This is a genomic window from Intrasporangium sp. (assembly GCF_030452765.1).
Classification (GTDB): domain Bacteria; phylum Actinomycetota; class Actinomycetes; order Actinomycetales; family Dermatophilaceae; genus Intrasporangium_A.
Genome location: NZ_JAKDLO010000070.1, coordinates 1 through 20782 on the forward strand (window position 1 = coordinate 1; position 20782 = coordinate 20782).

The 20782-nt window shown below is 71.6% G+C and carries 25 protein-coding genes; 13 read left to right on the forward strand and 12 right to left on the reverse strand.

Features of this window, described 5'->3' with window-relative positions; translation table 11 throughout:
* From L0H79_RS10595 to L0H79_RS10615, 5 genes are all read left to right on the forward strand, one after another.
* Positions 1-1261 (forward strand): cyclopropane-fatty-acyl-phospholipid synthase family protein (locus L0H79_RS10595; protein ID WP_301484566.1); only part of this gene is annotated, 1261 nt, incomplete at its 5' end.
* Positions 1258-2025, forward strand: a complete 768-nt coding sequence (locus tag L0H79_RS10600; protein ID WP_301484567.1) for an SDR family oxidoreductase — start codon at positions 1258-1260, stop codon at positions 2023-2025. The genes L0H79_RS10595 and L0H79_RS10600, both read left to right, overlap by 4 nt.
* Positions 2022-3377 carry a deoxyribodipyrimidine photo-lyase gene (locus L0H79_RS10605; protein ID WP_301484568.1) on the forward strand — a complete coding sequence of 452 codons (1356 nt, stop codon included), beginning with the start codon at positions 2022-2024 and terminating at the stop codon, positions 3375-3377. The genes L0H79_RS10600 and L0H79_RS10605 overlap by 4 nt, the downstream gene beginning before the upstream one ends.
* The gene (locus L0H79_RS10610; RefSeq protein WP_301484569.1) at positions 3374-4099 is read left to right on the forward strand and encodes a CPBP family glutamic-type intramembrane protease; all 726 of its coding nucleotides are present in this window, start codon (positions 3374-3376) and stop codon (positions 4097-4099) included. Before L0H79_RS10605 ends, L0H79_RS10610 begins: the two co-directional genes overlap by 4 nt.
* A gap of 5 nt (positions 4100-4104) precedes the next feature.
* Positions 4105-5565, forward strand: a complete 1461-nt coding sequence (locus L0H79_RS10615) for a tryptophan-rich sensory protein (protein ID WP_301484570.1) — start codon at positions 4105-4107, stop codon at positions 5563-5565.
* A gap of 21 nt (positions 5566-5586) precedes the next feature.
* Here the strand turns inward: L0H79_RS10615 and L0H79_RS10620 are convergent, their stop codons facing one another.
* The 5 genes from L0H79_RS10620 to L0H79_RS10640 all read right to left on the reverse strand — a co-directional run bounded on the left by L0H79_RS10620 (position 5587) and on the right by L0H79_RS10640 (position 9179).
* Positions 5587-6345, reverse strand: coding sequence for an anti-sigma factor (locus tag L0H79_RS10620; protein ID WP_301484571.1), 759 nt, complete (start codon positions 6343-6345; stop codon positions 5587-5589).
* Positions 6342-6944, reverse strand: coding sequence for an ECF RNA polymerase sigma factor SigK (sigK, locus tag L0H79_RS10625; protein ID WP_367652459.1), 603 nt, complete (start codon positions 6942-6944; stop codon positions 6342-6344). The genes L0H79_RS10620 and sigK overlap by 4 nt, the downstream gene beginning before the upstream one ends.
* 17 nt (positions 6945-6961) lie before the next feature.
* Positions 6962-7606, reverse strand: a complete 645-nt coding sequence (locus L0H79_RS10630; protein ID WP_301484572.1) for a fasciclin domain-containing protein — start codon at positions 7604-7606, stop codon at positions 6962-6964.
* An 80-nt stretch (positions 7607-7686) separates the two neighbouring features.
* Positions 7687-8463: a molybdopterin-dependent oxidoreductase gene (locus tag L0H79_RS10635; RefSeq protein WP_301484574.1), complete on the reverse strand. Its 777-nt coding sequence runs from the start codon at positions 8461-8463 to the stop codon at positions 7687-7689.
* A gap of 11 nt (positions 8464-8474) precedes the next feature.
* On the reverse strand, positions 8475-9179 hold the full coding sequence (locus tag L0H79_RS10640) for a hypothetical protein (protein ID WP_301484575.1): 705 nt from the start codon (positions 9177-9179) through the stop codon (positions 8475-8477).
* 267 nt (positions 9180-9446) lie between these two features.
* Here L0H79_RS10640 and L0H79_RS10645 point away from each other — a divergent pair, with 267 nt between their 5' ends.
* The 5 genes from L0H79_RS10645 to L0H79_RS10665 are packed head-to-tail and all read left to right on the forward strand — an operon-like array spanning position 9447 to position 12935.
* Positions 9447-9968, forward strand: coding sequence for a fasciclin domain-containing protein (locus tag L0H79_RS10645; RefSeq protein WP_301484576.1), 522 nt, complete (start codon positions 9447-9449; stop codon positions 9966-9968).
* A gap of 41 nt (positions 9969-10009) precedes the next feature.
* Complete coding sequence (locus L0H79_RS10650; protein WP_301484577.1) at positions 10010-10828, forward strand: DUF4397 domain-containing protein; 819 nt, start codon at positions 10010-10012, stop codon at positions 10826-10828.
* Between the two features lie 47 nt (positions 10829-10875).
* The gene (locus L0H79_RS10655) at positions 10876-11565 is read left to right on the forward strand and encodes a class F sortase (RefSeq protein ID WP_301484578.1); all 690 of its coding nucleotides are present in this window, start codon (positions 10876-10878) and stop codon (positions 11563-11565) included.
* A gap of 10 nt (positions 11566-11575) precedes the next feature.
* The gene (locus L0H79_RS10660) at positions 11576-12142 is read left to right on the forward strand and encodes an RNA polymerase sigma factor (RefSeq protein ID WP_301484579.1); all 567 of its coding nucleotides are present in this window, start codon (positions 11576-11578) and stop codon (positions 12140-12142) included.
* Entirely contained in the window at positions 12129-12935 is an 807-nt protein-coding gene (locus L0H79_RS10665; protein WP_301484580.1) for an anti-sigma factor, read from the forward strand. The genes L0H79_RS10660 and L0H79_RS10665 overlap by 14 nt, the downstream gene beginning before the upstream one ends.
* Before the next feature lie 207 nt (positions 12936-13142).
* Here L0H79_RS10665 and folE read toward each other — a convergent pair whose 3' ends face one another.
* Both folE and L0H79_RS10675 read right to left on the reverse strand, forming a co-directional pair.
* Positions 13143-13721: a GTP cyclohydrolase I FolE gene (gene folE, locus L0H79_RS10670; RefSeq protein ID WP_301484591.1), complete on the reverse strand. Its 579-nt coding sequence runs from the start codon at positions 13719-13721 to the stop codon at positions 13143-13145.
* Between the two features lie 34 nt (positions 13722-13755).
* A complete protein-coding gene (locus tag L0H79_RS10675; protein ID WP_301484581.1) occupies positions 13756-14205 on the reverse strand; it encodes a hypothetical protein in 450 nt (149 codons plus the stop codon).
* An 80-nt stretch (positions 14206-14285) separates the two neighbouring features.
* Between L0H79_RS10675 and L0H79_RS10680 the strand changes: the two genes are divergently transcribed.
* Positions 14286-15101, forward strand: a complete 816-nt coding sequence (locus L0H79_RS10680) for a metalloregulator ArsR/SmtB family transcription factor (protein WP_301484582.1) — start codon at positions 14286-14288, stop codon at positions 15099-15101.
* A 28-nt stretch (positions 15102-15129) separates the two neighbouring features.
* Here L0H79_RS10680 and L0H79_RS10685 read toward each other — a convergent pair whose 3' ends face one another.
* A complete protein-coding gene (locus tag L0H79_RS10685) occupies positions 15130-15369 on the reverse strand; it encodes a hypothetical protein (RefSeq protein ID WP_301484583.1) in 240 nt (79 codons plus the stop codon).
* A 42-nt stretch (positions 15370-15411) separates the two neighbouring features.
* Between L0H79_RS10685 and L0H79_RS10690 the strand changes: the two genes are divergently transcribed.
* Complete coding sequence (locus tag L0H79_RS10690) at positions 15412-15633, forward strand: DUF6790 family protein (protein WP_301484584.1); 222 nt, start codon at positions 15412-15414, stop codon at positions 15631-15633.
* A gap of 81 nt (positions 15634-15714) precedes the next feature.
* Here the strand turns inward: L0H79_RS10690 and selB are convergent, their stop codons facing one another.
* Complete coding sequence (gene selB, locus L0H79_RS10695; RefSeq protein WP_301484585.1) at positions 15715-17625, reverse strand: selenocysteine-specific translation elongation factor; 1911 nt, start codon at positions 17623-17625, stop codon at positions 15715-15717.
* A complete protein-coding gene (gene selA / locus L0H79_RS10700; protein WP_301484586.1) occupies positions 17625-18974 on the reverse strand; it encodes an L-seryl-tRNA(Sec) selenium transferase in 1350 nt (449 codons plus the stop codon). Before selA ends, selB begins: the two co-directional genes overlap by 1 nt.
* A gap of 192 nt (positions 18975-19166) precedes the next feature.
* Here selA and L0H79_RS10705 point away from each other — a divergent pair, with 192 nt between their 5' ends.
* Positions 19167-19622 carry an ANTAR domain-containing protein gene (locus L0H79_RS10705; protein WP_301484587.1) on the forward strand — a complete coding sequence of 152 codons (456 nt, stop codon included), beginning with the start codon at positions 19167-19169 and terminating at the stop codon, positions 19620-19622.
* 76 nt (positions 19623-19698) lie between these two features.
* Here the strand turns inward: L0H79_RS10705 and L0H79_RS10710 are convergent, their stop codons facing one another.
* Together L0H79_RS10710 and L0H79_RS10715 are read right to left on the reverse strand one after the other, a co-directional pair.
* Complete coding sequence (locus L0H79_RS10710; protein WP_301484588.1) at positions 19699-20244, reverse strand: hypothetical protein; 546 nt, start codon at positions 20242-20244, stop codon at positions 19699-19701.
* A 145-nt stretch (positions 20245-20389) separates the two neighbouring features.
* The gene (locus L0H79_RS10715) at positions 20390-20629 is read right to left on the reverse strand and encodes a hypothetical protein (protein WP_301484589.1); all 240 of its coding nucleotides are present in this window, start codon (positions 20627-20629) and stop codon (positions 20390-20392) included.
* Between the last annotated feature and the right edge of the window lie 153 nt (positions 20630-20782).

Sequence of the window (20782 nt, forward strand, 5' to 3'; positions counted from 1 at the left end):
AGCCCGGGTCCGTCTCGGGGCCCGTGGTTGCCTCGCCCGGATCCTGTTCCGGACCGCGGCCAGTCGGGTGCCTGTCGACCTCGCCCTGCCGGACGGGAGCCTGCTGGGCCAACGGCCGCCACGACGTCAACGCCCGGGACGGTCCCGGGATGTTCGCGGTGTCTCGCCACGTCCCCGGATCGAGCTCGCGGCGCCCGAGGCGTTCTACCGCCGGCTGGCCCTGGGGCCCAAGTTCGGCATCGGCGAGGGATACACGGCGGGCGAGTGGCGCGCCGCGCCGGGCACCGACCTCGCGGATGCGCTCACCCCCTTCGCCGAGCACGTCGGGGGGGCTCTGCCGGGCTGGTTGCTGCGGCTGCGGCGGCTGGTCGACCGGCCGATCCCGGACACGCAGCGCGGCTCCCGCGCCCACACGAAGCAGAACGTCGCCGCCCACTACGACCTCGGCAACGACCTGTTCGCAGCCTTCCTCGACCCGACCCTGACCTACAGCTCCGGCCTCTTCGACCATCGTCGGCCGATCGAGGAGCAGACCCTCGCCGCCGCGCAGCGGCGCAAGGTCCACGCAGCCCTCGACCTCGCCAGAGTCCGCTCCGGCACTCGCCTGCTCGAGATCGGCACCGGCTGGGGAAGCCTGGCCATCGAGGCGGCCCGCCGCGGCGCCGCCGTCACGACGGTCACCCTCTCGGTCGAGCAGGCGGACCTCGCCCGAGAACGCATCGCCGCCGCCGGCCTCACCGGGCAGGTCGCGGTCGTGGTCCAGGACTACCGCGACATCACCGGCGGCTACGACGCGGTCGTCAGCATCGAGATGATCGAGGCCGTCGGCGAACAGTACTGGCCCGACTACTTCGCCACGCTTGCGCGACTGCTGCACCCGGGCGGCGCCATCGCGATGCAGTCGATCCTCATCTCTCACGAGCGCTACCTCGCGACCCGCCACTCCCACGGGTGGATCCAGAAGCACATCTTCCCCGGCGGGATCATCCCGTCGACGACCGCGATCAGGCAGCACGCCGCTGCGGCAGGGCTGCGCCTGACCCGCGAGCACGCCTTCGGCGACGACTACGCCGAGACCCTGCACCGGTGGCGGGGAAGCTTCCTCGCCGCGTGGCCGACGATCCGGTCAGAACGGTTCGACGAGGACTTCCGCCGCACCTGGGAGTTCTACCTCGCCTACAGCGAGGCAGGCTTCCGGGCCGGCTACCTCGACGTCGCCCAGCTGCGCCTCGAACCCGCCGGGACGCGGAGCGACTCATGAGCCGGGCACCGCGACTGGCCGGACAACGCTGTTGGGTGGTCGGCGCCTCGAGCGGGATCGGCGCGGCCCTCGCGAGCGAGCTGCTCGCCCGCGGTGCACACGTCGCGATCAGCGCCCGACGCGAGGACCGGCTCGAGGCGGTGTCCCAAGGTCACATGGTCGTGTCACCGTGCGACGTCACCGACCCGGAGGGCACGGCCCGGGCGGCCGACACCGTCCGCGAGCGACTCGGCGCAGTGGACCTGGTCGTCTGGAGTGCAGGCACGTGGCAGCAGTTCGACGCGCTCGAATGGGACCGTCAGGCCTTCGCCCGGCACATCGAGGTCAACCTGCTCGGCCTGAACAACCTGCTCGCCGTCGTCCTGCCGCCCATGGTCGCAGACCGAGCCGGACACCTCGTCGGCATCGCCTCGGTCGCCGGCTACCGCGGACTCGCCGGCGCGGAAGCCTACGGGGCAACCAAGGCGGCCCAGCTCAACCTCCTCGAGTCCCTCCGGGTCTCCCTGTCCGGCAAAGGGATCCGCGTCACCACTGTCGCTCCGGGCTTCGTGCGCACCGAGATGACCGAGGCCAACACGTTCCCCATGCCCTTCCTCATCGACCCGGACCAGGCCGCGCACGCCATCGCCGACGGGCTCGAGCGCGGCGACCACGAGATCGTCTTCCCGCTGCCCATGGCCCTGCTCATGAAAGCCGCGTCCGTGCTACCCGTCCGGGCCTGGGACGCCATCGCCGGCCGCCTCGCGAGGTCGGGGACGTCGTGACCACGAGCATCCTGTGGTTTCGCCGCGACCTGCGCCGCGGCGACCATCCCGCGCTGCTGGCCGCGGCAGAGCGGGCAGACCGGGTGTTGCCGCTCTTCATCCTCGACTCCCGGCTGCTCGGCTCCGCCGGCGCGCGGACGGAGCGCCTCATCGCGTCGGTCGCCGCACTCCGTGCGGACCTGGCCCAAGCCCTCGTCGTGCGCACCGGCAACCCGGCCGATCTGGTGCCGGCCGTCGCCGCCGAAGTCGGCGCCCGCGAGGTTCACGTCTCCGCCGAGTCGACGCCGTACGGACGGCGCCGGGACGCTTCCGTCGCTGCCCGGCTCGACACCATGGGTGTTCGGCTGATCCGAACGGGCAGCCCGTATGCCGTCCAGCCGGGTCTCGTCCGTTCCGCTCAGGGCGCGCCCTACCGTGTCTTCACGCCCTTCGCCAAGGCGTGGCGCGACCATGGCTGGGCGGCACCGGCCGGGTGTGCGGAGATCGTCTGGCGCCGCGCCGTCCCCAGCGAGTCCGTCGACGCGGCAAACAGGGCCCGACCGGGCGAGGCCGGGGAACACGCCGCGCTCGCTCGGTGGGAGGCGTTCCTCGAGACGAGGCTCACGTCATACGCGCACGATCGTGACCGTCCCGACCACGACGCGACGAGCCGGATGTCGGTCCCGCTCAAGTACGGCGAGGTGCACCCGCGCACCCTGCTCAGCGACCTCGCGCGACGCCGCGACGCCGCGAACACGAGCGCCGTCGACCGCTTCGTGACCGAGCTCGCGTGGCGCGAGTTCTACGCCGACGTCCTCTGGCACGACCCGGGCTCGGCCTGGCGTGACTGGCGCGGCGAGCTGCGAGGGATGCGCTACGACAAGGACTCCGACCTCGTCGGGGCATGGCGGGCCGGACGGACCGGCTACCCCTTCGTCGACGCCGGCATGCGACAGCTGCTCGCCGAGGGCTGCATGCACAACCGGCTGCGGATGGTCACGGCGAGCTTCCTCGTCAAGGACCTGCACACCTGGTGGCCGGTCGGGGCGCGGCACTTCCTGCAACACCTGGTCGACGGCGACATCGCCTCGAACAACCACGGCTGGCAATGGACGGCGGGCACCGGGACCGACGCCGCACCGTACTACCGAATCTTCAACCCGGTCACCCAAGGGCTGCGCTTCGACCCCGACGGCGCCTACGTGCGGCGCTGGGTTCCCGAGCTGGCGCATCTGGTCGGTTCGGCGGTGCACGAGCCGTGGCGGCATCGGGACGGCTACGTGCACGGCTACCCACACCGCATCGTCGAGCACGCCGAGGAACGCCGTGAGGCACTCGCCCGCCTCACCGAGGTGAGAGGGAGCCACCGATGATCTCCCCGGTCTGGGAGGTGAGGCGGTTCCTGCACGCTGCCCTGGTGCAGCCGGTGCCTACCGAGGCGCGCGAGTCCGACCCACGAGAGGTGCGACGTCGCCGCATCGTGGCCGCGGTGACCATCGCGGCCGGCGGGGCCGTCCTGGCCGTGACGCTGCGCCTCGAGGCCGGCAGCCCGCTCTTCCTCCCGCTGGGTTTCGCCCTGGGCGCGCTCTGGACGGGCGGGGCCTTCGCGTCCGGCCCGCTGCACCTCGGCTCCGGGCACACCCGCGCCGGCGGACGGTCCCGGCCGATCGTCCAGTCCCTGGCGCTGGCCGTGCTGCTGCTCGCGGTCTTCCTGGCCGGAGCCGTGCTCGTGGCCCGGATGCCGCTGCTGCGAAACCCCGTCCTTGCCCTGCTCGAGCACGGCCGGGCCGGCCCGTTGCCCGTCGTCCTCGCCCTGACCACCACGAGCGGCGTCGCCGAGGAGCTCTTCTTCCGCGGCGCACTGCAGACCGCCCTCCCCGCCAACCACGCGATCGCGGGCACCACGACGCTCTACGCCCTGACGACACTGGGCAGCGGCGTGCCGCTGCTCGTCCTGGCAGCCCTCGTGCTCGGCCTCGTGACCGCGCTGCAGCGCCGCGTCACCGGTGGCGTGCTCGGCCCGGCCATCACCCACGTCACGTGGTCGACCGGCATGCTCCTGCTCCTTGCCCCAGCCCTCAACCTCGCGAGGTGACTCCCATGCCCACCGATCCCACCGCACGCGTGAACGCGACGACCCCGCCACCGCCCGCCGATTCCGCTCGCGGCGTCGCGCTGGTCACCGGCGCGACCGGCTACATCGGCCGCCGGCTCGTGCCAGCCCTGCTCAAGGACGGCTGGACGGTCCGGGTCCTCGTGCGCCGCGCCGCACGCCTGGAGCCTGCCTCGTGGCAGCACGACGTCGAGGTCGTCGAGGCAGACGCCGGGTCGTCGGCGGACCTGGACCGGGCCCTGGCCGGCGTGCACGTCGCCTACTACCTGATCCACTCCATGGGATCGGATGCCGACTTCGCCGAACGCGACCGGTCCATCGCGCGGGACTTCGCACGGTCGGCGCGCCAGGCCCACGTCCGCCGGATCGTCTACCTGGGCGGGCTGCATCCCAGCGGTGAGCCGCTGTCCAACCACCTGGCCTCCCGCGAGGAGGTCGGGCGCATCCTGCTCGGCTCCGGCGTGCCGACCGCCGTCCTGCAGGCGGCTGTCGTGCTCGGCACCGGATCCGCATCGTTCGACATGCTGCGCCACCTCTCGGCGCGACTGCCGGTCATGATCACCCCGCGCTGGCTGCGCAACCGGGTCCAGCCGATCGCCGTCGGCGACGTCATCCACTACCTCACCGGCGCCGCAGACCTACCCGACGGCGTGAGCCGGAGCTTCGACATCGGCGGCCCCGACATCCTGACCTATGCGCAGATGCTGCGCCGGCACGCGACGCTGACCGGCCACCGGCGGCCTCTGATCGCCACCGTGCCGGTGTTGACACCGCGCCTGGCGAGCCTGTGGATCGGGCTCGTCACGCCGCTCGACATGCGGCTCGCGCGGCCGCTGGTCGACTCCCTCATCCACGAGGTCGTCTGCGCCGAGGAGGACATCCGCGAGCTCGTCCCCGACCCGCCGGAAGGGCTGACCCCCTTCGACGACGCGGTCCGCGCCTCCATGTGCGGCACCCCACCTGATCCCGGGCCGCGTAACCTCGCGATGACATCCGCGGTGACCGCTGCCGCGGCCATGGCGGGCTCGCTGGCGACGACGGCGGGCGCAGACTGGTACAAGGCGCTCGACCTGCCGCCGTGGCAACCACCTCAGGTGGCCTTCCCCGTCGTGTGGACCGCTCTCTACGCCGACATCGCCGCGACGTCCGCCGCAGTCCTGACCGACCTCGAGGCGCACGGCCGAGGGCCCGAGGCTGCGGCCTACCGCCGCGCCCTGTACGCGAACCTGGCCCTCAATACCGGCTGGAGCGTCATCTTCTGGCGGCTCCGCCGACCCTGGGCGGCCGCAGCCGAGAGCGCGCTGCTGACCATCAGCTGCGCCGACCTCGCCCGCCGGGCCGGCAGGTCACGCACGGGACGTCGCAACCGCCTGCTGCCCTACCCGGCATGGACCGCCTTCGCCACCGCGCTGACAGCCGCCATCGCCCGCCGCAACCCGCGCTCCTGACGAGTACGAGGGTGAAACCGGTCAGGTGAACGTGAAGAGGGCCAGTGGCTGGCTCGTCGGTTGCGGGGATCCGCCGGCGGGTTCGACGGTGATTCCTGCTCCGGCGGCGTCACTCGCGTCAGCGGTCAGCACGAAGACCTGGTCGCCGCTGCCGGTGAGCAGACCTGCGGGGTGCAGGGAGCCGGCTGGGTCCTGCAGCCACAGCTGGTAGACCTTGCCGGGCGGGGCTGGCGGCAGCTGCGAGGTCACCAGGACGGCCCGGCCGACGTCCTTCGAGCGCACGATGGTTGCGGTGGCGCCGTCCGGCAGGATGTGGGCCACGCGGGCGGCGTCGGGCGCGTCGAGGACCTGCTGGGCGACGGTGGGTGGCCTCGTCGTGTCGACCGCTCGCCAGACGGCCAGACCGCCGATGACGAGGAGGGCCGCGGCGACGGCGGCGAGGAGCCGGGACCGTCGGCGCGGCTGGGTGGGCCGGGCCCGGGTTGAAGCCGTTGCTGCCCGGTCGGCCGGTGGGGAACCGGTTGGCTGGTTCGCCGTCTCGGCCCGTGCCGGTGGCAGGGGGCGGATCGTGGGGATCTGCCGCATGATGGCGTCGCGCAGCGCCGGTGGTGGCGCGGTCTCGGCCAGGCCGGCGAGCTCGGCGGCTGTGGCCCGCAGGCTGGCCACCTCTTCCTGGCAGGCAACACACCCGTGCAGGTGCCGCTCGAAGTGCACGCGTTCCTCGGGGTCCAGCGCATCGACCGCATAGGCACCGGACAGCGCGTGGATGTCGTCGTTCACGAGGTCACCCCCAGGGTGTCGCGTAGCCAGATCAGGCCGTCACGGATCCTGGTCTTGGCGGTGCCGAGTGGCAGGTCGAGCAGTGCCGCGATCTCGGTGTGGGTGTAGCCGCCGAGGTAGGCCAGCTCGAGCGCGTTCCGCTGTGCCTTCGTGAGGTTGGCGAGGGCGCGATGGACGCGTTGGGCGTCCAGCCGAAGGCTCACCTGCTCGGCGGTGGAGTCGTGCTCGACCTCGCCGCTCGTGGCGCCGTAGTGTTCCTCGCGGCCGCGGGCGGCCTCGGCGGAGCGGACCCGGTCGACGGCCTTGCGGTGCGCGATCATGAGGATCCAGGACAGGGCGCTGCCCCGGCTGGCGTCGAAGCGACTCGCGCTGCGCCACACCTCGAGGAAGGCCTCCTGGGTGACCTCCTCGGACTGCGCGCGGTCGCGCACGACGCGCCGGACGAGGCCGAACACGCGAGGTGCGACGGCGTCATACAGCTGGGCGAAGGCGCCCTCGTCTCCCGCTGCCGAGCGTCGCAACAGCGTCGCAAGGTCCCGGCCCATGGCCGACTCCCCCGACGGGGTGCCGGGGGTGCGGGCTGCGAAGAAGCGGGACACGGGTTCCATCATGGCGCTCAGGGCATGAGCACCGAGTCGATGATGTAGACGGTCGCGTTCCCCGTCGGGACGTTGCCGCAGATGACGTGGGCGTCCTTGCCGACGGTGAAGTCCTGCCCGGACCCGCTGACGGTGATCGTCGTGCCGGCGAGGGTCATGTGCTCCCCGGCGAGCTGGTCCGGCGAGAGCCGTCCGGCGACGACGTGGTTGGTCAGGACCTTGGTCAGCGTTGGCTTGTCGGCGAGCACCTTCTTCAGGTCGGCCCCCGGGATCTTGGCGAAGGCGGCGTTCGTGGGCGCGAAGACGGTGATGTCCTTGCCCGAGTTGAGCGTGTCGACCAGGCCGGCCGTCTTGACCGCGGTGACCAGGGTCGACAGGAGCGGGTTGTTGCTCGCGGCCGTCGCGACGGGGTCGGTTGCCATGCCGGTGAACGAGCCCTTGCCGTCCTTGGGCACGGCCGAGCAGGCGTCGCCGAAGACCTGCGCGGCCGGGTCCGCCATCTCTGAGCTGGTGCTCGGCATGGGCGCTGCTGAGGTCGTCGGTGCCGCGGCGCTCGAGGTCATCGGCTTGTCAGCCGACGCGCTGCTCGCGTCGCTGCTGCAGGCGGCCAGGCCGAGCGGCAGTGCGACGGCGAGGGCGATGAGGGCGGTGCGGTTCTTCATGATGGTCTCCTTGGTCGAGTTGACTGTGATGAGTGGTTCGGAGTGGCCGGCGTGCCAGATTGCCTGCTGCCCAAGGTTCTTCACGCGACGGTCATGACGGTCTCGGGTATGCCGCTCGCCCCGTCGGGGAACGGCGTGGCCCTCGTCGCGGGCTGGGTCACGCCACGGCCATCGGTGGCGCGGACGGCGAGTCGGTGCGTCCCGGAGATCGCGTCCCAGGGGAACCACCACTGGCGCCAGTAGTCGATCCCGACGTCGGGGCCGAGCCGCGCGGGTTGCCACTGCGCGCCGTCGATGCGGACCTCGACTCGCGAGATGCCGCGGTGCTGGGCCCAGGCGACACCGCCGACGGCGGTCCGCCCCGCCGGGATCGTGGACAGCGGAGCGGGTGTGTCGATGCGCGAGCCGGTCTTGACCGGTGCGTCGGTCGCCCACTGCCGCCGGGTCCAGTAGGCCTGTTCGGCGGCGTAGGTGGTGAGGGTCAGCTTCGTCAGCCATTTCGTGGCTCCGACGAACCCGTAGAGGCCAGGCACCAGCAGCCGGGCCGGGAAGCCGTGGATCGGTGGCAGCGCTGCGCCGTTCATGCCGACGGCGATCATGGCGTCGCGTCCGTCCGTGGCGACCGCGAGCGGGGTGCTGATCGTGAAGCCGTCGACAGCGGTGCTGAGCACTTGGTCGGGCCGGCCCCTCACTCCGGCCCGACCAAGCACATCTGTCAGGCGGACACCGAGCCAACGGGCCGCGCCGACATAGGGTCCGCCCACCTCGTTGGAGACACAGGTCATCGTGATGTCGCGCTCGATGACGGGCATCGCGAGCAGCTCGTCCATGGTCAGCCTGAACGGCTGCTCGACCATCCCGTCGACCCTCAGCGCCCACATCGCGGGGTCGACATCGGGGACGGTGAGGTTGGCGTCGACGCGGTAGAAGGTGTCGACCGGGGTCCGCAGCGGCGAGACACCCGGGACGTGGTCTCCAGCCCGACCGGGAGGGGGCCGGCGGGGCTGGCCGGCCTGGGCAGCACGAGCCGGCGGACGGCCTGACCTGTCGCCTGCGCGCGGGCGACAGCCAGCAGCGCGACGGTGCTCGCGGCCGCACCGAGCGAGCCGAGCAGGAACCCCCTGCGCGTCACTGCTCCCGAGCCACGCTCTCGGCGGGCGAGTCGGGTCAGCACGGCGAAGGTGGCCAGGCCGGTCACCGTGGCAACCAGAGCCGGGACGAGGTCGGCGGCAGAAACCACGGGGCGGGACAGCGCGGCGAGACCGGACAGCGCGCCGAGGGACAGGAACAGGGCCGGTCCCACCCACGGGTGTCGGCGGCTGAGCAGGCCGGCGAGCACCGCCACGACGAGAGTCACCAATAGGACGCCACCGACGAGGACCGCCTTGTCCGCGGTGCCGAAGTGGGCCACCGCCCACTCCTTGACCGGCGTCGGCGTCAGGTCGATGACAGCACTGCCGACGGCGAGCACCGGCGAGGCGGACGGTGCGGTCAGCGCGGCGAGAAGGTGCCCGGTGGCCATCGCGAGCGCGGCGGCCAGGGCCCCCGAGAAGGCAAGACGCAGACGTTCCATGCTCAGTCATTCGGCGCCCGCGCTGCCGCGGATGGGCACTCGATGACCCGTTGAGAGGGCGGCGCCTGTGCGAGAGGGAATGAACAGATCCGGGACACCGCCGGTGAAGGGCGGCGTGCGTGGCCCATACGCGCGCTGGACGGAGGACGCCCCGTCGTGCAGCCCGGAGAGAAGACGTGGGCCCTGAGTGCATCCCTCGCCGGTCTATCGAAGGAAGTAGAGGTAGGTCGCCACGTGGCGACCCGCCCACCCCGAAGAGGAACGACCATGTTTGCTCGCAGAGCCACGATCGCACTATCGGTCGCAACCCTGGCGACCGCAGTCCTGGCGCCCGCCGCCAACGCCCAGGGCACACGGCACCACAGCCTGGGAGCGCGCAGCCTAGCCCAGGTGCTGACCTCGGACGGCAACCAGTTCGACAGGAACTGGTACGACTACGACATCCTCACCGAGGCCGTCATGGCTGTCCTGACCGCCAAGCCCGACAGTCCCGTCAAGGTACTCACCGACGGGAACACTGCGGTGACGGCGTTCATCCCCAACGACCGCGCCTTCCAGGCGCTGGTGGCGGACCTGACCGGACGCTGGTACCCGTCCGAGAAGACCGTGTTCACCGGAGCGACGATCACCGTGCGCAGCCACTCGCGGCGCCTGCCGATCATCGAGCTGCGCGACGGGGACCCGAATGATGTGAACCCCTTCGTCAACCCCGCCGCCCTGAACATCAACAAGGGCAACAAGCAGATCGCCCACGGCATCATCTTCGTGCTGCGGCCGGTCGACCTCTGAGCGAACCCCTACCCCCCACCCCGACCACAGGAGACGAGACCATGAAGCTCTTCCGCGTTATCGCAGCCATCGCGCTGGCCGTCCTCGGACTGGCCTTCACCGGGCCGGCCCAGGCAGCCGACACCGCACAGGTATCGGTCGTGCACGGCATACCGGGCGCCACTGTCGACGTGTATGCCAACGGCAAGGCACTGCTGACCGACTTCAAGCCGGGGACCGTCGCCGGACCGCTCACGGTCCCGGCCGGCTCGTATGACCTGAAGGTCGTCAAGGCCGGCGCCGGCGCGGGCGGCGCCGCCGTCGTGGAGGCCAAGGGCGCCAAGGTACCGGCGGGCGCGAACGTGACGGTCGTCGCACATCTCACCGCCGACGGCAAGCCAGCGCTGACCCCATACGTCAACGACACCTCGAAGATCGCTGCCGGCAAGGCGCGCCTCACCGTGCGCCACGACGCGGCCGCACCGGCGGTCGACGTCCGCGCCGACGGCAAGGTCGCGTTCGAGGGCCTGACCAACCCGAAGGAGGTCAAGGCGGACCTGCCCGCCAGCACGATCAAGGCGGATGTCGTGCTCGCCGGCACCTCCACCGTCGCCATCGGTCCGGCCACGCTCAACCTCGCCGAGGGCACCAACACCATCGTCTACGCCTGGGGCAGCGCCACGGACAAGAACCTCGCACTCGCGGTCCAGGTCATCAAGGGCCTGCACTCCAACCCGACCGGCATTCCCGCCGGCACCGCGGCACCGAACGACACCGGTCGCTGGCTGCTCGTGAGCGGCGCGGCTCTGGTCGCCGCACTGTCGGTCCTGATGCTGACCCGCGGTCGGGCACGACGCGAGACCGCCTCCAGGGCAGAATGAACCGGAAGCCTACGGTCCGTATGCCGTCTGGCAGGACCGCGCAGAGGGTGGCAGCAGCCCTGGCTGCGGCCCTCTGCACCGCCGCGCTCACCGCGTTTGCCACGCGGACCCACGAGCCGGCGCTGCGCACCACCGGCCCGCTGACCACCACCTCCTCACCCGAGCAGGCGACCATCCCGGGCACCACGGGCGCGGCGGCCTCACCGAGTGCAACTTCACCGAGCGCAACGGCGGCGCCGACCCCGCGACTCACGTCCAAGCCGCGGCGCACCTCCGAGCCAGTCGAAGGAGCGGTCCCGACCCGGCTGTCGATCAGGCGGCTGGGAATCTCCGTCGTCGTACGGCCGGTCGGGGTCGACCGGGAGGGCCGGATAGCCATCCCGGAGGACCTGCGAAAGACCGGGTGGTACAAGTTCGGCCCGCGTCCTGGAGCGAGCACCGGCGCCGCAGTGCTGGTAGCCCACGTGAACACGGTCAAGGACGGCGCCGGCCCGTTCGCTCACCTCCGGCAGGCCAAGGTGGGCGACAGTGTGGCCCTGCAGACCAGCAGCGGCACCCTGCGCTACGTCATCCGGTCGGTGCAGCGGATTCCCAAGGACCGACTCGACCTGGACGCGGTCTTCGCACGCGACGGCCCCGCCGAGCTGCACCTGCTGACCTGCGGTGGCGCCTTCAACCGGGCATCCGGCCAATATGAGGACAACGTCGTGGTCGTGGCCGCTCCCGAGCGCGGCTAGGTTAGTGGGCGTGCCCAACCGCGCCGCGCCCGAGTCGGCCGCCACCGACATCGCGGAGCGCCTGCGTGACGGCTCCCGCGAGGCCCTCGCCGAGGCGTACACGCACTGGGCCGGTCTGGTGTATGCCATCGCCCTCAAGGCACTGCAGGACCATCATGACGCCGAGGACGTCACCCAGCAGGTGTTCGTCTCCGCCTGGCGCAGCCGAGAGACGCTACGGATCGGACCCGACGTGTTTCCCGGCTGGCTCGTGGGCATCGCCCGGCACCGGATCTCCGACGTCCTACTCGGCCGGCGCAGAGCCGTGCGTGATGTGACCGCCGTCGCGGCTCGCCTCGACCCGAGCGAGGCACACCCGGTGGAGGAGGCGGTGGACGGCCTGTTCGTCGTGCACGAGCTGCACCACCTCGGCGAGCCCCGGGGCACCGTCGTGCGCCTGTTCGTCCTGGAGGACTGCACCCATGAGGAGATCGCCCGCCAACTCGACATGCCGTTGGGAACGGTCAAGAGCCACGTCCGCCGCGGTCTGTCCCGTCTGCGCCACCGCCTCGAGGAGACCAACTATGCCTCATCCTGACGACGAGATGCTCGCCGCGCTCGCGTCCGGCGAGCCGGTCCCCGCCGAGGTCACCGACCACGTCAGCGACTGCCCCACCTGCGCCGCCGACATCGCCGCCGTGCGCCATGTGTTGGCGGTGGCGCGGACCGTCGAGTCGGTTCCGAGCTGGGATGCCCCCCCGGACGGGGTGTGGGGAGCGATCGTCGCGGAGGTCGACGCCGAACCCGCCGGGGACGTCGCGCCGCACCGAAGTTCCGCGCCCCTTCGAACCGTCGCCCAGCGCGACACGTCGGACGGGCACATCTCGCCTGCCGGGACCGCCGCGGATGCCGGGACCGCCGCGGAGCGACGCTCACCTCACGGATGGATGAAGAACAAGCGGCTCCTGCGCTGGACCGTCGGCGCTGCAGCCGCCGGACTGCTCGTCGGCATTCTCGGGGGCCGCCTGGTCGACCAGCAGCCCCAGACCGGAGTGACGGTGTCGTCAGTGGCGCTGGACACCTTGGACACTCAGCAGCGAGTGGGCAGTGCACAGGTCCTGCGGATGGACAACCGTCTCAACCTGAAGATCGAGACGACCCCTCTCGAGGCCCCGCACGACGAGTACCTCGAAGTCTGGTTGATCAACACCGACAAGAAGCGGATGGTGTCCGTGGGCATCCTGGGCAGCGGCGAGCAGGCGGCGTCGTTCCCCATCCAGCCCGACCTTCTCGAGCAGGGCTACACCATCGTCGACATCTCCCGCGAGCCGCTGGACGACAAGCCCGCGCACTCAGGCGACAGCCTGGCCCGTGGGAAGCTGCCGGTCTGACATCGGCCACGGCGCTGACTTGGTCGCGGCGGAGCCGCGGCTCTGTGGTGCCGGCGTCAGCTTGGTCTTGTCCCGAATCGGTGGATGTGTGTACCCGTGACCCCACCCCTCCCCCCGGTTGGAGGCGGGGCCACGGGAGCTTGGGAAGCCACGGGCCATCGCCTCATCGGTGCTCTGGCCGCGACGGACGCCGGCACGTGGCGCCCGTCAGGAGCGGATGGCGTCGAGGAATTCGGAGCGGGTCGCGTGGCTCTCCCGGAACAGCCCGGAGACGGCGGAGGTGCGGGTCACGGCACCTCCGACCTGGGCGCCGCGCAGGCTCATGCACGAGTGCTCGGCCTCGATGACGACGCCGACCCCCCGCGGGTGCAGGTGCTCGTCGAGCCAGTCGGCGACCTGCTTGGTCAGCCGTTCCTGGACCTGGGGTCGCCGGGCGAACATCTCGACGACGCGCGCCAGCTTCGACAGCCCCAGGATCCGGTCGCCGGGCAGGTAGGCGATGTGCGCCACCCCGGTGAACGGCAGCAGGTGGTGCTCGCAGAGGGAGGCGACCGGGATGTCGCGCAGGACGACCATCTCGTCGTACCCCTCGTCGTTGGGGAACGTGGTCAGCTCGAACGGGCGGGCGGTGAGCATCTCGGCGTAGGCACGCGCCATACGCATCGGGCTGCGCTCGGTGCTGACCGTGTCGCAGTCGACGCCGAGGGCCTCGAGGAACTGCCGGGCCGCCCGGGCCGCCACCTCGAGCCGGTCCTGCGGCCTCGGGGTGCGGATGCTGTGCAGCATACGGTCGGTGAGCGGGCCACTGACGGCCACTGACTCACTCATGGCTCGGCGGTTCTGCGTGAGCGCGGAGCGGACGGTCGTACGTCCGGGCCAGCATGGCGAGCGCGAGCGCGCTGACGAGCAGCCCGAAGTCGCGCAGGGCGACGTCGTAGTAGCCGGAGTATGTCAGCAGGTTGACGATGATCCCGAGCAGCCAGAGGCAGACGATCCAGGCGCCGATGCGAGGCCGGAACCAGACGATGAGCCCGGCGATGATCTCGATGACGCCCACGATGTACATGTCGGTCTGGGCGCTGCCGGGGACGATGTTGTCGATCCACCCGGCCAGGTAGCCGGGCCAGTAGGTGAGCACGTTGAAGAACTTGTCGAGCCCGAACAGGATCGGTGCGACCGCGAAGATGGTGCGCAGCATCGTGTAGGCGAGCCGTGCCGGATCGGTCTGCCGGACCGTGTCGACGACACTGTTGGTGTGAGTTGTAGCCATGATCCCTTCCTTCTAACGGGTGATAAGATCAACGTTAGACGAGGAAGGGCGTAGCGTCAATGAATTCATCCGATAGAAATATGGACCAACAGGGTGGGCAGTCGTTCGACGACGACGTCACCGGGATCGCGGCCCTCGCCGACCCCGTGCGCCGCGAGCTGTACCGTCACGTCTGCGCCCAGACCGGCCCGGTCGGGCGCGATGCGGCGGCAGCGGCGGTGGGCATCAGCCGGCACCAGGCGAAGTTCCACCTCGACCGGCTCGAGGCCGACGGGCTGCTCGTCGCGGGCTACGTCCGCCTCACCGGGCGCACCGGACCGGGCGCGGGGCGACCCGCGAAGGTGTACCGCCGGGCTGACCGGGAGATCGCGGTGTCCCTCCCGCAGCGGCAGTACGAGCTGGCCGGCCAGATCCTCGCCGATGCGATCGACGAGTCGCTGCGGGCCTCGATCCCGATCTCGGAGGCGGTGCGTTCGACCGCAGCAGCACATGGGCACGCCATCGGCGTGGCTGCCCAGGGCCGGGCCGGCGCCGCTTCATCCGAGAGTGTGAGAAGAGCTGGGCACGATGACCACGACAACACTGACCGCGACGACGATGACCGCGACGACCTGGCGGAGGTTGGGCCGCCACGGCCGACCGGGCCGGAGGAGGATCCCCTCGACGTGGTGATCACGGTGCTCGCCGAGCACGGCTACGAGCCACGACGCGAGGGCGAGCGGGTCGTCATGGCCAACTGCCCGTTCCATTCCCTCGTGCAGGCGCACACCGAGCTGGTGTGCACCTTGAACCATGCCCTCATCACCGGGATCACCGACCGCTTGGCCCCCGGCGCCGTGTGCGCGTGCCTCGATCCGGGCGAGAATCGTTGCTGCGTCACACTGCGGGGGGCCTAGGGCGGTCGGCCTGTCGGGGCCGAGGTGGTCACGAACCGCTGTAGGGACGAGTGCCCAGAACCTTGGCGGTGGCGGGAACGCAGCTCGCCGTGTAGCCGCCGTCCTGTTGCTGCATCGGACAGGCGGTCAGGATGACGACGCCGGTGGGGCTTGGGGTGGTGAAGCACGCGCCCGGCAGGATAGTGGAGCTGTAGCGGTCGCCGGGGTGGCCGATCGCGAACGAGCCGGTAGCCGCCTGTAGGGCGGGGCCGAAGGTGACCCAACCCATCCAACCCGCCGGCAGGTCGGTCGAGTCGGTTTCGCCGAAGCTGTGAGTCTGCTCCCGGGCGTGCTCGTAGCTGACCGTGATGGTCTCCCTACTCTCGGCATCGGCGTCCTCGGCGCGATGAGCGGCTCGTTCGGACCGGACTTCTGGCTGGCAGCCGTCGTGGCCTTCTGCATCTTCTACCTGGGCGCGGCCGTCGGGCACGTCAGAGAGATGGTCGAGGACAAGAACGTCAGCCCGGGCAATGCCGGGGTCATCTTCTGGTAGGACGTCGTGGTGCCGCTGGTTGTCATCGCGCTGTACGTGGCCGGCTGACGAACAGCCAACGCGACGCGAACAGCCTCCACGTCACGGGTCAGGAGCCAGCCGCTGTGGTTGACGCGTGACCACCGCGCGGTGCACCCCGTCGAGGCGCCGGGTCCAGCCGCGTCGGTCGAGGTGCTCGAGCAGCGGGATCGCGACGCGGCGGGTCGTGCCGAGAGCCTGCCGCGCCCCGCTCGTCGTGAACGGCTGCGGCAGCGACCCGAGGATGCGCATCGCCCGCGCCGGCGAGGTCGGCAGGACCACGAGCCCGTCACCCAGCCGCAGGAGACGGCCGAGTGCCTCCGCGGCCGCCAGCTCGCGTGGGCCGAGCCCGGCCGCCTGCAGGTCGTGCTGCTCCGGTGCGTCGAAGGGGTGCTCCCTCAGGTGGGTGACGATCCGGTCGACGGCGGTGCGTGCTCGGCCGAGGTCAGGCACGACGTCGGGTCGCACGACGCGGCCGTCCCGCAGCGTGTAGCCCAGCGCATCCGCGACCGCGCGCAGCACGATGCGATCGGGAATCCCGGCCACGTCGCACGCGTGCGCCTCGCTCGGGTGCGGGTCGAGCGGGTGGCTCGTCGCGTATGCCGCCGTCCCCGCCTCGAGCGCGTCTGTCCAGTCGCGCCAAGCGTCCTCCGAGACGAACCACTCGCCGATCCGCCTGACACCCTGGGCGACGGTGACCGAGCCCGCGGTGTCAGAGCCCGCGGTGTCCGGGGCGACGGTGTCCGAGCCTGTGCCGTCAGAGGCTGTGCCGTCCGAGGCTGCGGCGCTCGACGCGGTGCCGTCCGGCGGCTGCGCCGCGTCGGGATCGAGGCCGAGCAGCAGTAGCTCGTCGCGCTGGACATGCCCGCGTCGGCGGACCTCGTCGGCGAGCGGGTCGGGAGCGGGTCGGGCCAGGTCCCGGGCCCGGGCGATCGCGGCACCTCTGCGGCGCAGCGGCGGCGGCGCCGGGTCGAGCACGATGGCGCCGACGAGGACATCGTCGGCGCCCGGATCCCGCAGGATCGCCCGGTCGTCGGTCTCGAGGGGGAGGGCGCGCTCGAGGGTCAGTCGCGCGATGCCTGCCTCGAGCGGCCGCAGCCGCGCCCGGACCCCGGCGGTGCCGACATGGAGGGTCAGCTCACGCGGCAGGTGGGCTGCGGATGCGGCGGTGTGTACGTCGAGCAGGGTGGTTGCTCGCCAGGTGCCCGGGGTCAGCAGGGCATCGCCCCGGTGCACCTCGCTCGTGCCGACTCCCCGCAGGTTCACGGCCACTCGCGCGACCGCCCCGACCGCGTCGAGCGGCTCGCCGAGGCTCTGCACGCCACGGACCGTGACGGCACGACGCCCGACCTCGAGCCGGTCTCCGACCCGCACGGTCCCGGCCCCGAGCGTGCCGGTCACGACGGTCCCGCTGCCGCGCACCGTGAAGGCCCGGTCCACCCAGAGCCGGAGGCGCCCGTCGGGTCTCGGGACCGGCAGGGATCGGCACATTTCCGCGAGCGCGCTGCGAAGGCGGTCCAGGCCCTCCCCGGTGACGCCGGAGACCACCACGACGGGAACATCGCCCAACGAGGACCTGGCAAGGCGATCGTGGGCCTCGCTCGTTGCCGGGCCCGGGTCGGCCAGGTCGCTGCGGGTCACGGCGAGCAGGCCATGGGTGATCCCGAGAGCATCCACGGCGGCGAGATGCTCCTCGGACTGCTCGCGCCAGCCCTCGTCCGCGGCCACGACGAAGAGCACGGCCGGGACCGGGCCGAGCCCGGCGAGCATGTTGCCGATGAACCGTCGATGGCCCGGGACGTCGACGAACGCGACCTCGCCGACCTCCGGCAGGGTGGTCCAGACATAGCCGAGATCGATCGTCAGGCCCCTCCGCCGCTCCTCGGCCCACCGGTCCGGCTCCATCCCGGTCAGCGCGTGGACCAGCGTCGACTTGCCGTGGTCGACGTGCCCCGCCGTCGCGACGACGTGCATCAGCGCGGCTTCTGGGCGGCGCTGCCCGCTTCGAGCGCGTCGGTCACGGACCGGATCGCGGCGATCAGCTCGTCGTCGGACTCCGCTGGGACACAACGGAGGTCGACGATCGTCAGCCCCGACTCGACCCGGGCGAGCACCGCGGGGTCGGCGTGACGCAGCTGAGCGGCATACCCTTGCGGGAGCGCGACGGCCCACCCACTGAGGGTCACTCCGGGAGCCCCGCCCCCGCCGACGGCACCCTCGCTCGGCACGACTCGGCCCCCGACGGCCTCAGCCAGGAGCACGCACCGCGCATGCAGTGCGTCCGGGTCGGCGCGCAGGAACGTCTCGGCGACGGTCGGGCCGCCTCGCAGTGTCGCCTCGAGGGCGGCGAGGGTCAGCTTGTCGGTGCGCAGGGCGCGGGCCAGCGGGTGGCGGCGGAGGCGCTCGACGACCGCGGCCTCGCCGAGGATCACACCCGCCTGCGGGCCGCCGAGCAGCTTGTCGCCGCTGCTCGTCACGATGGAGGCGCCGTCGGTCAGGACCGTCGAGGCATCGGGCTCGTCGGGCAGGAGCGGCTCGGGGTGGAGCAGGCCGCTGCCGATGTCGACGACGAGCGGCAGGCGGTGGTCGCGGGCGAGACCGGCCAGCCCGGGGATGCTCGCGGCGCTCGTGAACCCCTCGATCCGGAAGTTGCTCGGGTGGACCTTGAGGATCGCGGCCGTGGCCGGGCCGACGGCGCCGGCGTAGTCACGCAGGGTCGTGCGGTTCGTCGTGCCGACCTCGTGCAGGCGGGCTCCGGTCGACGTGACGAGGTCGGGCAGCCGGAAGCCGTCGCCGATCTCGACCAGCTCGCCCCGGCTGACCAGGACCTCCCGACCCGCGGCGAGCGCTGTCGTCGCGAGGACGAGGGCGCCCGCCCCGTTGTTGACGACCAGCGCCGCCCCGGCGGCGGGGACGCGGTCGAGCAGGGCGTCCAGGGTGCCACGGCCCCGGCTCGCGCGGCGACCGGTCTCGAGGTCGAGCTCGACGTCGACGTAGCCCGAGGCGCGCGCGATGGCGGTTCGGGCTCCCTCCGTGAGGGGTGCGCGGCCGATGTTCGTGTGGAGCACGACGCCGGTGGCGTTGAGGACCGGGCGCAGCGTCGTCGGTAGCCGTTGTCGCACGTCGAGGTCGGTGGCGGCCGCCGCGGCGACCTCCTCGGGCGCGATCTCGCCGTCCCGGGCCCGTTGTTGCGCGCCGAGGACGGCCCGCTTGACGATCACGTGGCCGAGGCGACGGGCCGCCTCGACGAGGATCGGGTTGCGGAGCAGGACGTCCGTGCGCGGGATGTCGCGTCGCGGGTCGTGCTGCCCGGCCTCGGCCACCTCGTGCTCCTTCGCGACGACGAGTGACGGTGGGTGGCTGGCTCTGGGACCACTCCTGCGCTCCACCTGAGCACGAACCTACCCCTCGCGCCGACCCCCTCACGAATGCCGCGGCCTGCGTGCCGTGGACGGCAGCGACAGGATGCAGCCGCATGCTCGCCGGGAACGTCACCGTGGAGCGATACTTGACGGATGGGTGCCGAGCAACGCGACAGCGACGCCGAGTGGCAGCGCCGCTTCGATGACCTGGGTGCACGCGTCGCGGCCGATCGAGCGGACATCGACGCGCTTCTGGTCCGGGCGAACGAGGGCAACCACCGAGCGCACGCGAGCGAGGCACGAGCCCACGACGACCGCCGGAGGATCGACGAGCTGGAGACCCGCGTCGATATCGACCGGGAGCTGATCGGCGAGCTCCAGGTCGACGGCGTGCTCAACAGGGAGCATGCAGAACAGCTGATGAACGCCCTGCACACGTCACGCACGATCGGCGCCGCCATCGGCATCGTCATGGCCGACCGCAAGGTCAGCGAAGGAGAGGCGTTCGACATCTTGAGGAGGGCTAGCCAGCACGCCAACCGCAAGCTGCGTGCCGTCGCAGACGAGGTTGTGCGCACGGGTGACCTGAGCGTGCTGCCCAAGGCCTGACTGGCCGCGCCGCTCCATCTCTGCGGGCAGGTTCGGTGCTCGCCTGGCGTGGGGCCGCGTGCCCGGTCGTCTTCGCTCAGATCGCCCGCTGCACCGGCGGGGTGGCGTCCTGGCCGGGTGCGACCCGTCGCGACCGCTCCCGAAGGATGCCGTGGCCCAACAGGCTGTCCACCAGAGCGGTGGTGCCTCCGACACAGGTCCAGTCGTCGCCCCACAGCGTCGAGACCAGCCAGGAGCGATCCGCCGGGAACATGAGGTTCGGCAGGTGCCCGAACCAGAACGACCCGTAGTCCCATCGACGCCAGGTTGCCGCCTGTGCCGGCCCGGCCCGGACCAGCACATAGGGCCAGTGCGCGTACAGGCTCACCCGTGGTGCGTCCGGGAACACGACATCGTCGGCACCGGTGTCCAGGTATCCCAGCCACCATGGCTGGCCGCCGGAGTGGGCGCGCAGCACGGACAGGATGGCGTGGTCGTGACGCGTCTGCTCATGGTCCTCCGGGAGCATGACGGTGGCGTAGGCGTCGAACACCGCGGGGACTGCGCAGGCGATCCTCTCCTCGATCGTGGTGCCTTGCGCGATCCACGCGAGGTCTGCGCTCGTCCCAAGGGGCCAGCTCACCCCGTCACGAACAACCCTTGTCGGAGCCCGCTGCGGTCTGCGCCCAAACGTGTCCGGTGGCGCCGGGTACCGGTACTCGACGAGACCAGTAGTGACGTGGCCCAGGGGCCGGCTCCGGCTTGCGGTGGCGTTCGGGGTGGCCATGTCAGCCCAAGAAGTAGCCGGCGGGGTAGTGGGTCATCTCTGCCGGTAGCGGCTGGGCGTCGTAGCACGCAGACCCGACAGACGCGGCCGACTCCCGGCTGCCCCTGGTAACGGTCCCCACCGCCTGCCGCCCCGCGCGCGGACGGACGCGGTCATCCTGCAGGCGATCGTGGAACCTGTCGTCCTGGTCGGTTCGGGCGGCATGCATGGCGGTCCGGCGAGAATGCTGCTGCTTGGACATCTGTTTCACCCCAACTACTCAACGTCGGTTCCTGAGTAGGCGGCCGAGGTCTGGGGCAGCACCAAGAGCGAGATGATCAGCGGTCGAGATCTAGGACCCTCCAGTTTCGCAGTTTCTGGTCACTGAGCGGCGCGGCGGCGTGTGACTGGTGAT

Coding starts and splice junctions, on each gene's coding strand:
- L0H79_RS10685 (WP_301484583.1), bottom strand. CDS start 15,369: ATGGGTTGGGTCACCTTCGGCCCCGCCCTACAGGCGGCTACCGGCTCG.
- L0H79_RS10680 (WP_301484582.1), top strand. CDS start 14,286: ATGGACCAACAGGGTGGGCAGTCGTTCGACGACGACGTCACCGGGATC.
- L0H79_RS10630 (WP_301484572.1), bottom strand. CDS start 7,606: ATGAAGAACCGCACCGCCCTCATCGCCCTCGCCGTCGCACTGCCGCTC.
- folE (WP_301484591.1), bottom strand. CDS start 13,721: ATGCTGCACAGCATCCGCACCCCGAGGCCGCAGGACCGGCTCGAGGTG.
- L0H79_RS10675 (WP_301484581.1), bottom strand. CDS start 14,205: ATGGCTACAACTCACACCAACAGTGTCGTCGACACGGTCCGGCAGACC.
- L0H79_RS10610 (WP_301484569.1), top strand. CDS start 3,374: ATGATCTCCCCGGTCTGGGAGGTGAGGCGGTTCCTGCACGCTGCCCTG.
- L0H79_RS10705 (WP_301484587.1), top strand. CDS start 19,167: ATGGGTGCCGAGCAACGCGACAGCGACGCCGAGTGGCAGCGCCGCTTC.
- selB (WP_301484585.1), bottom strand. CDS start 17,625: ATGCACGTCGTCGCGACGGCGGGGCACGTCGACCACGGCAAGTCGACG.
- L0H79_RS10665 (WP_301484580.1), top strand. CDS start 12,129: ATGCCTCATCCTGACGACGAGATGCTCGCCGCGCTCGCGTCCGGCGAG.
- L0H79_RS10615 (WP_301484570.1), top strand. CDS start 4,105: ATGCCCACCGATCCCACCGCACGCGTGAACGCGACGACCCCGCCACCG.
- L0H79_RS10645 (WP_301484576.1), top strand. CDS start 9,447: ATGTTTGCTCGCAGAGCCACGATCGCACTATCGGTCGCAACCCTGGCG.
- L0H79_RS10600 (WP_301484567.1), top strand. CDS start 1,258: ATGAGCCGGGCACCGCGACTGGCCGGACAACGCTGTTGGGTGGTCGGC.
- L0H79_RS10650 (WP_301484577.1), top strand. CDS start 10,010: ATGAAGCTCTTCCGCGTTATCGCAGCCATCGCGCTGGCCGTCCTCGGA.
- L0H79_RS10715 (WP_301484589.1), bottom strand. CDS start 20,629: ATGTCCAAGCAGCAGCATTCTCGCCGGACCGCCATGCATGCCGCCCGA.
- L0H79_RS10635 (WP_301484574.1), bottom strand. CDS start 8,463: ATGGTCGAGCAGCCGTTCAGGCTGACCATGGACGAGCTGCTCGCGATG.
- L0H79_RS10640 (WP_301484575.1), bottom strand. CDS start 9,179: ATGGAACGTCTGCGTCTTGCCTTCTCGGGGGCCCTGGCCGCCGCGCTC.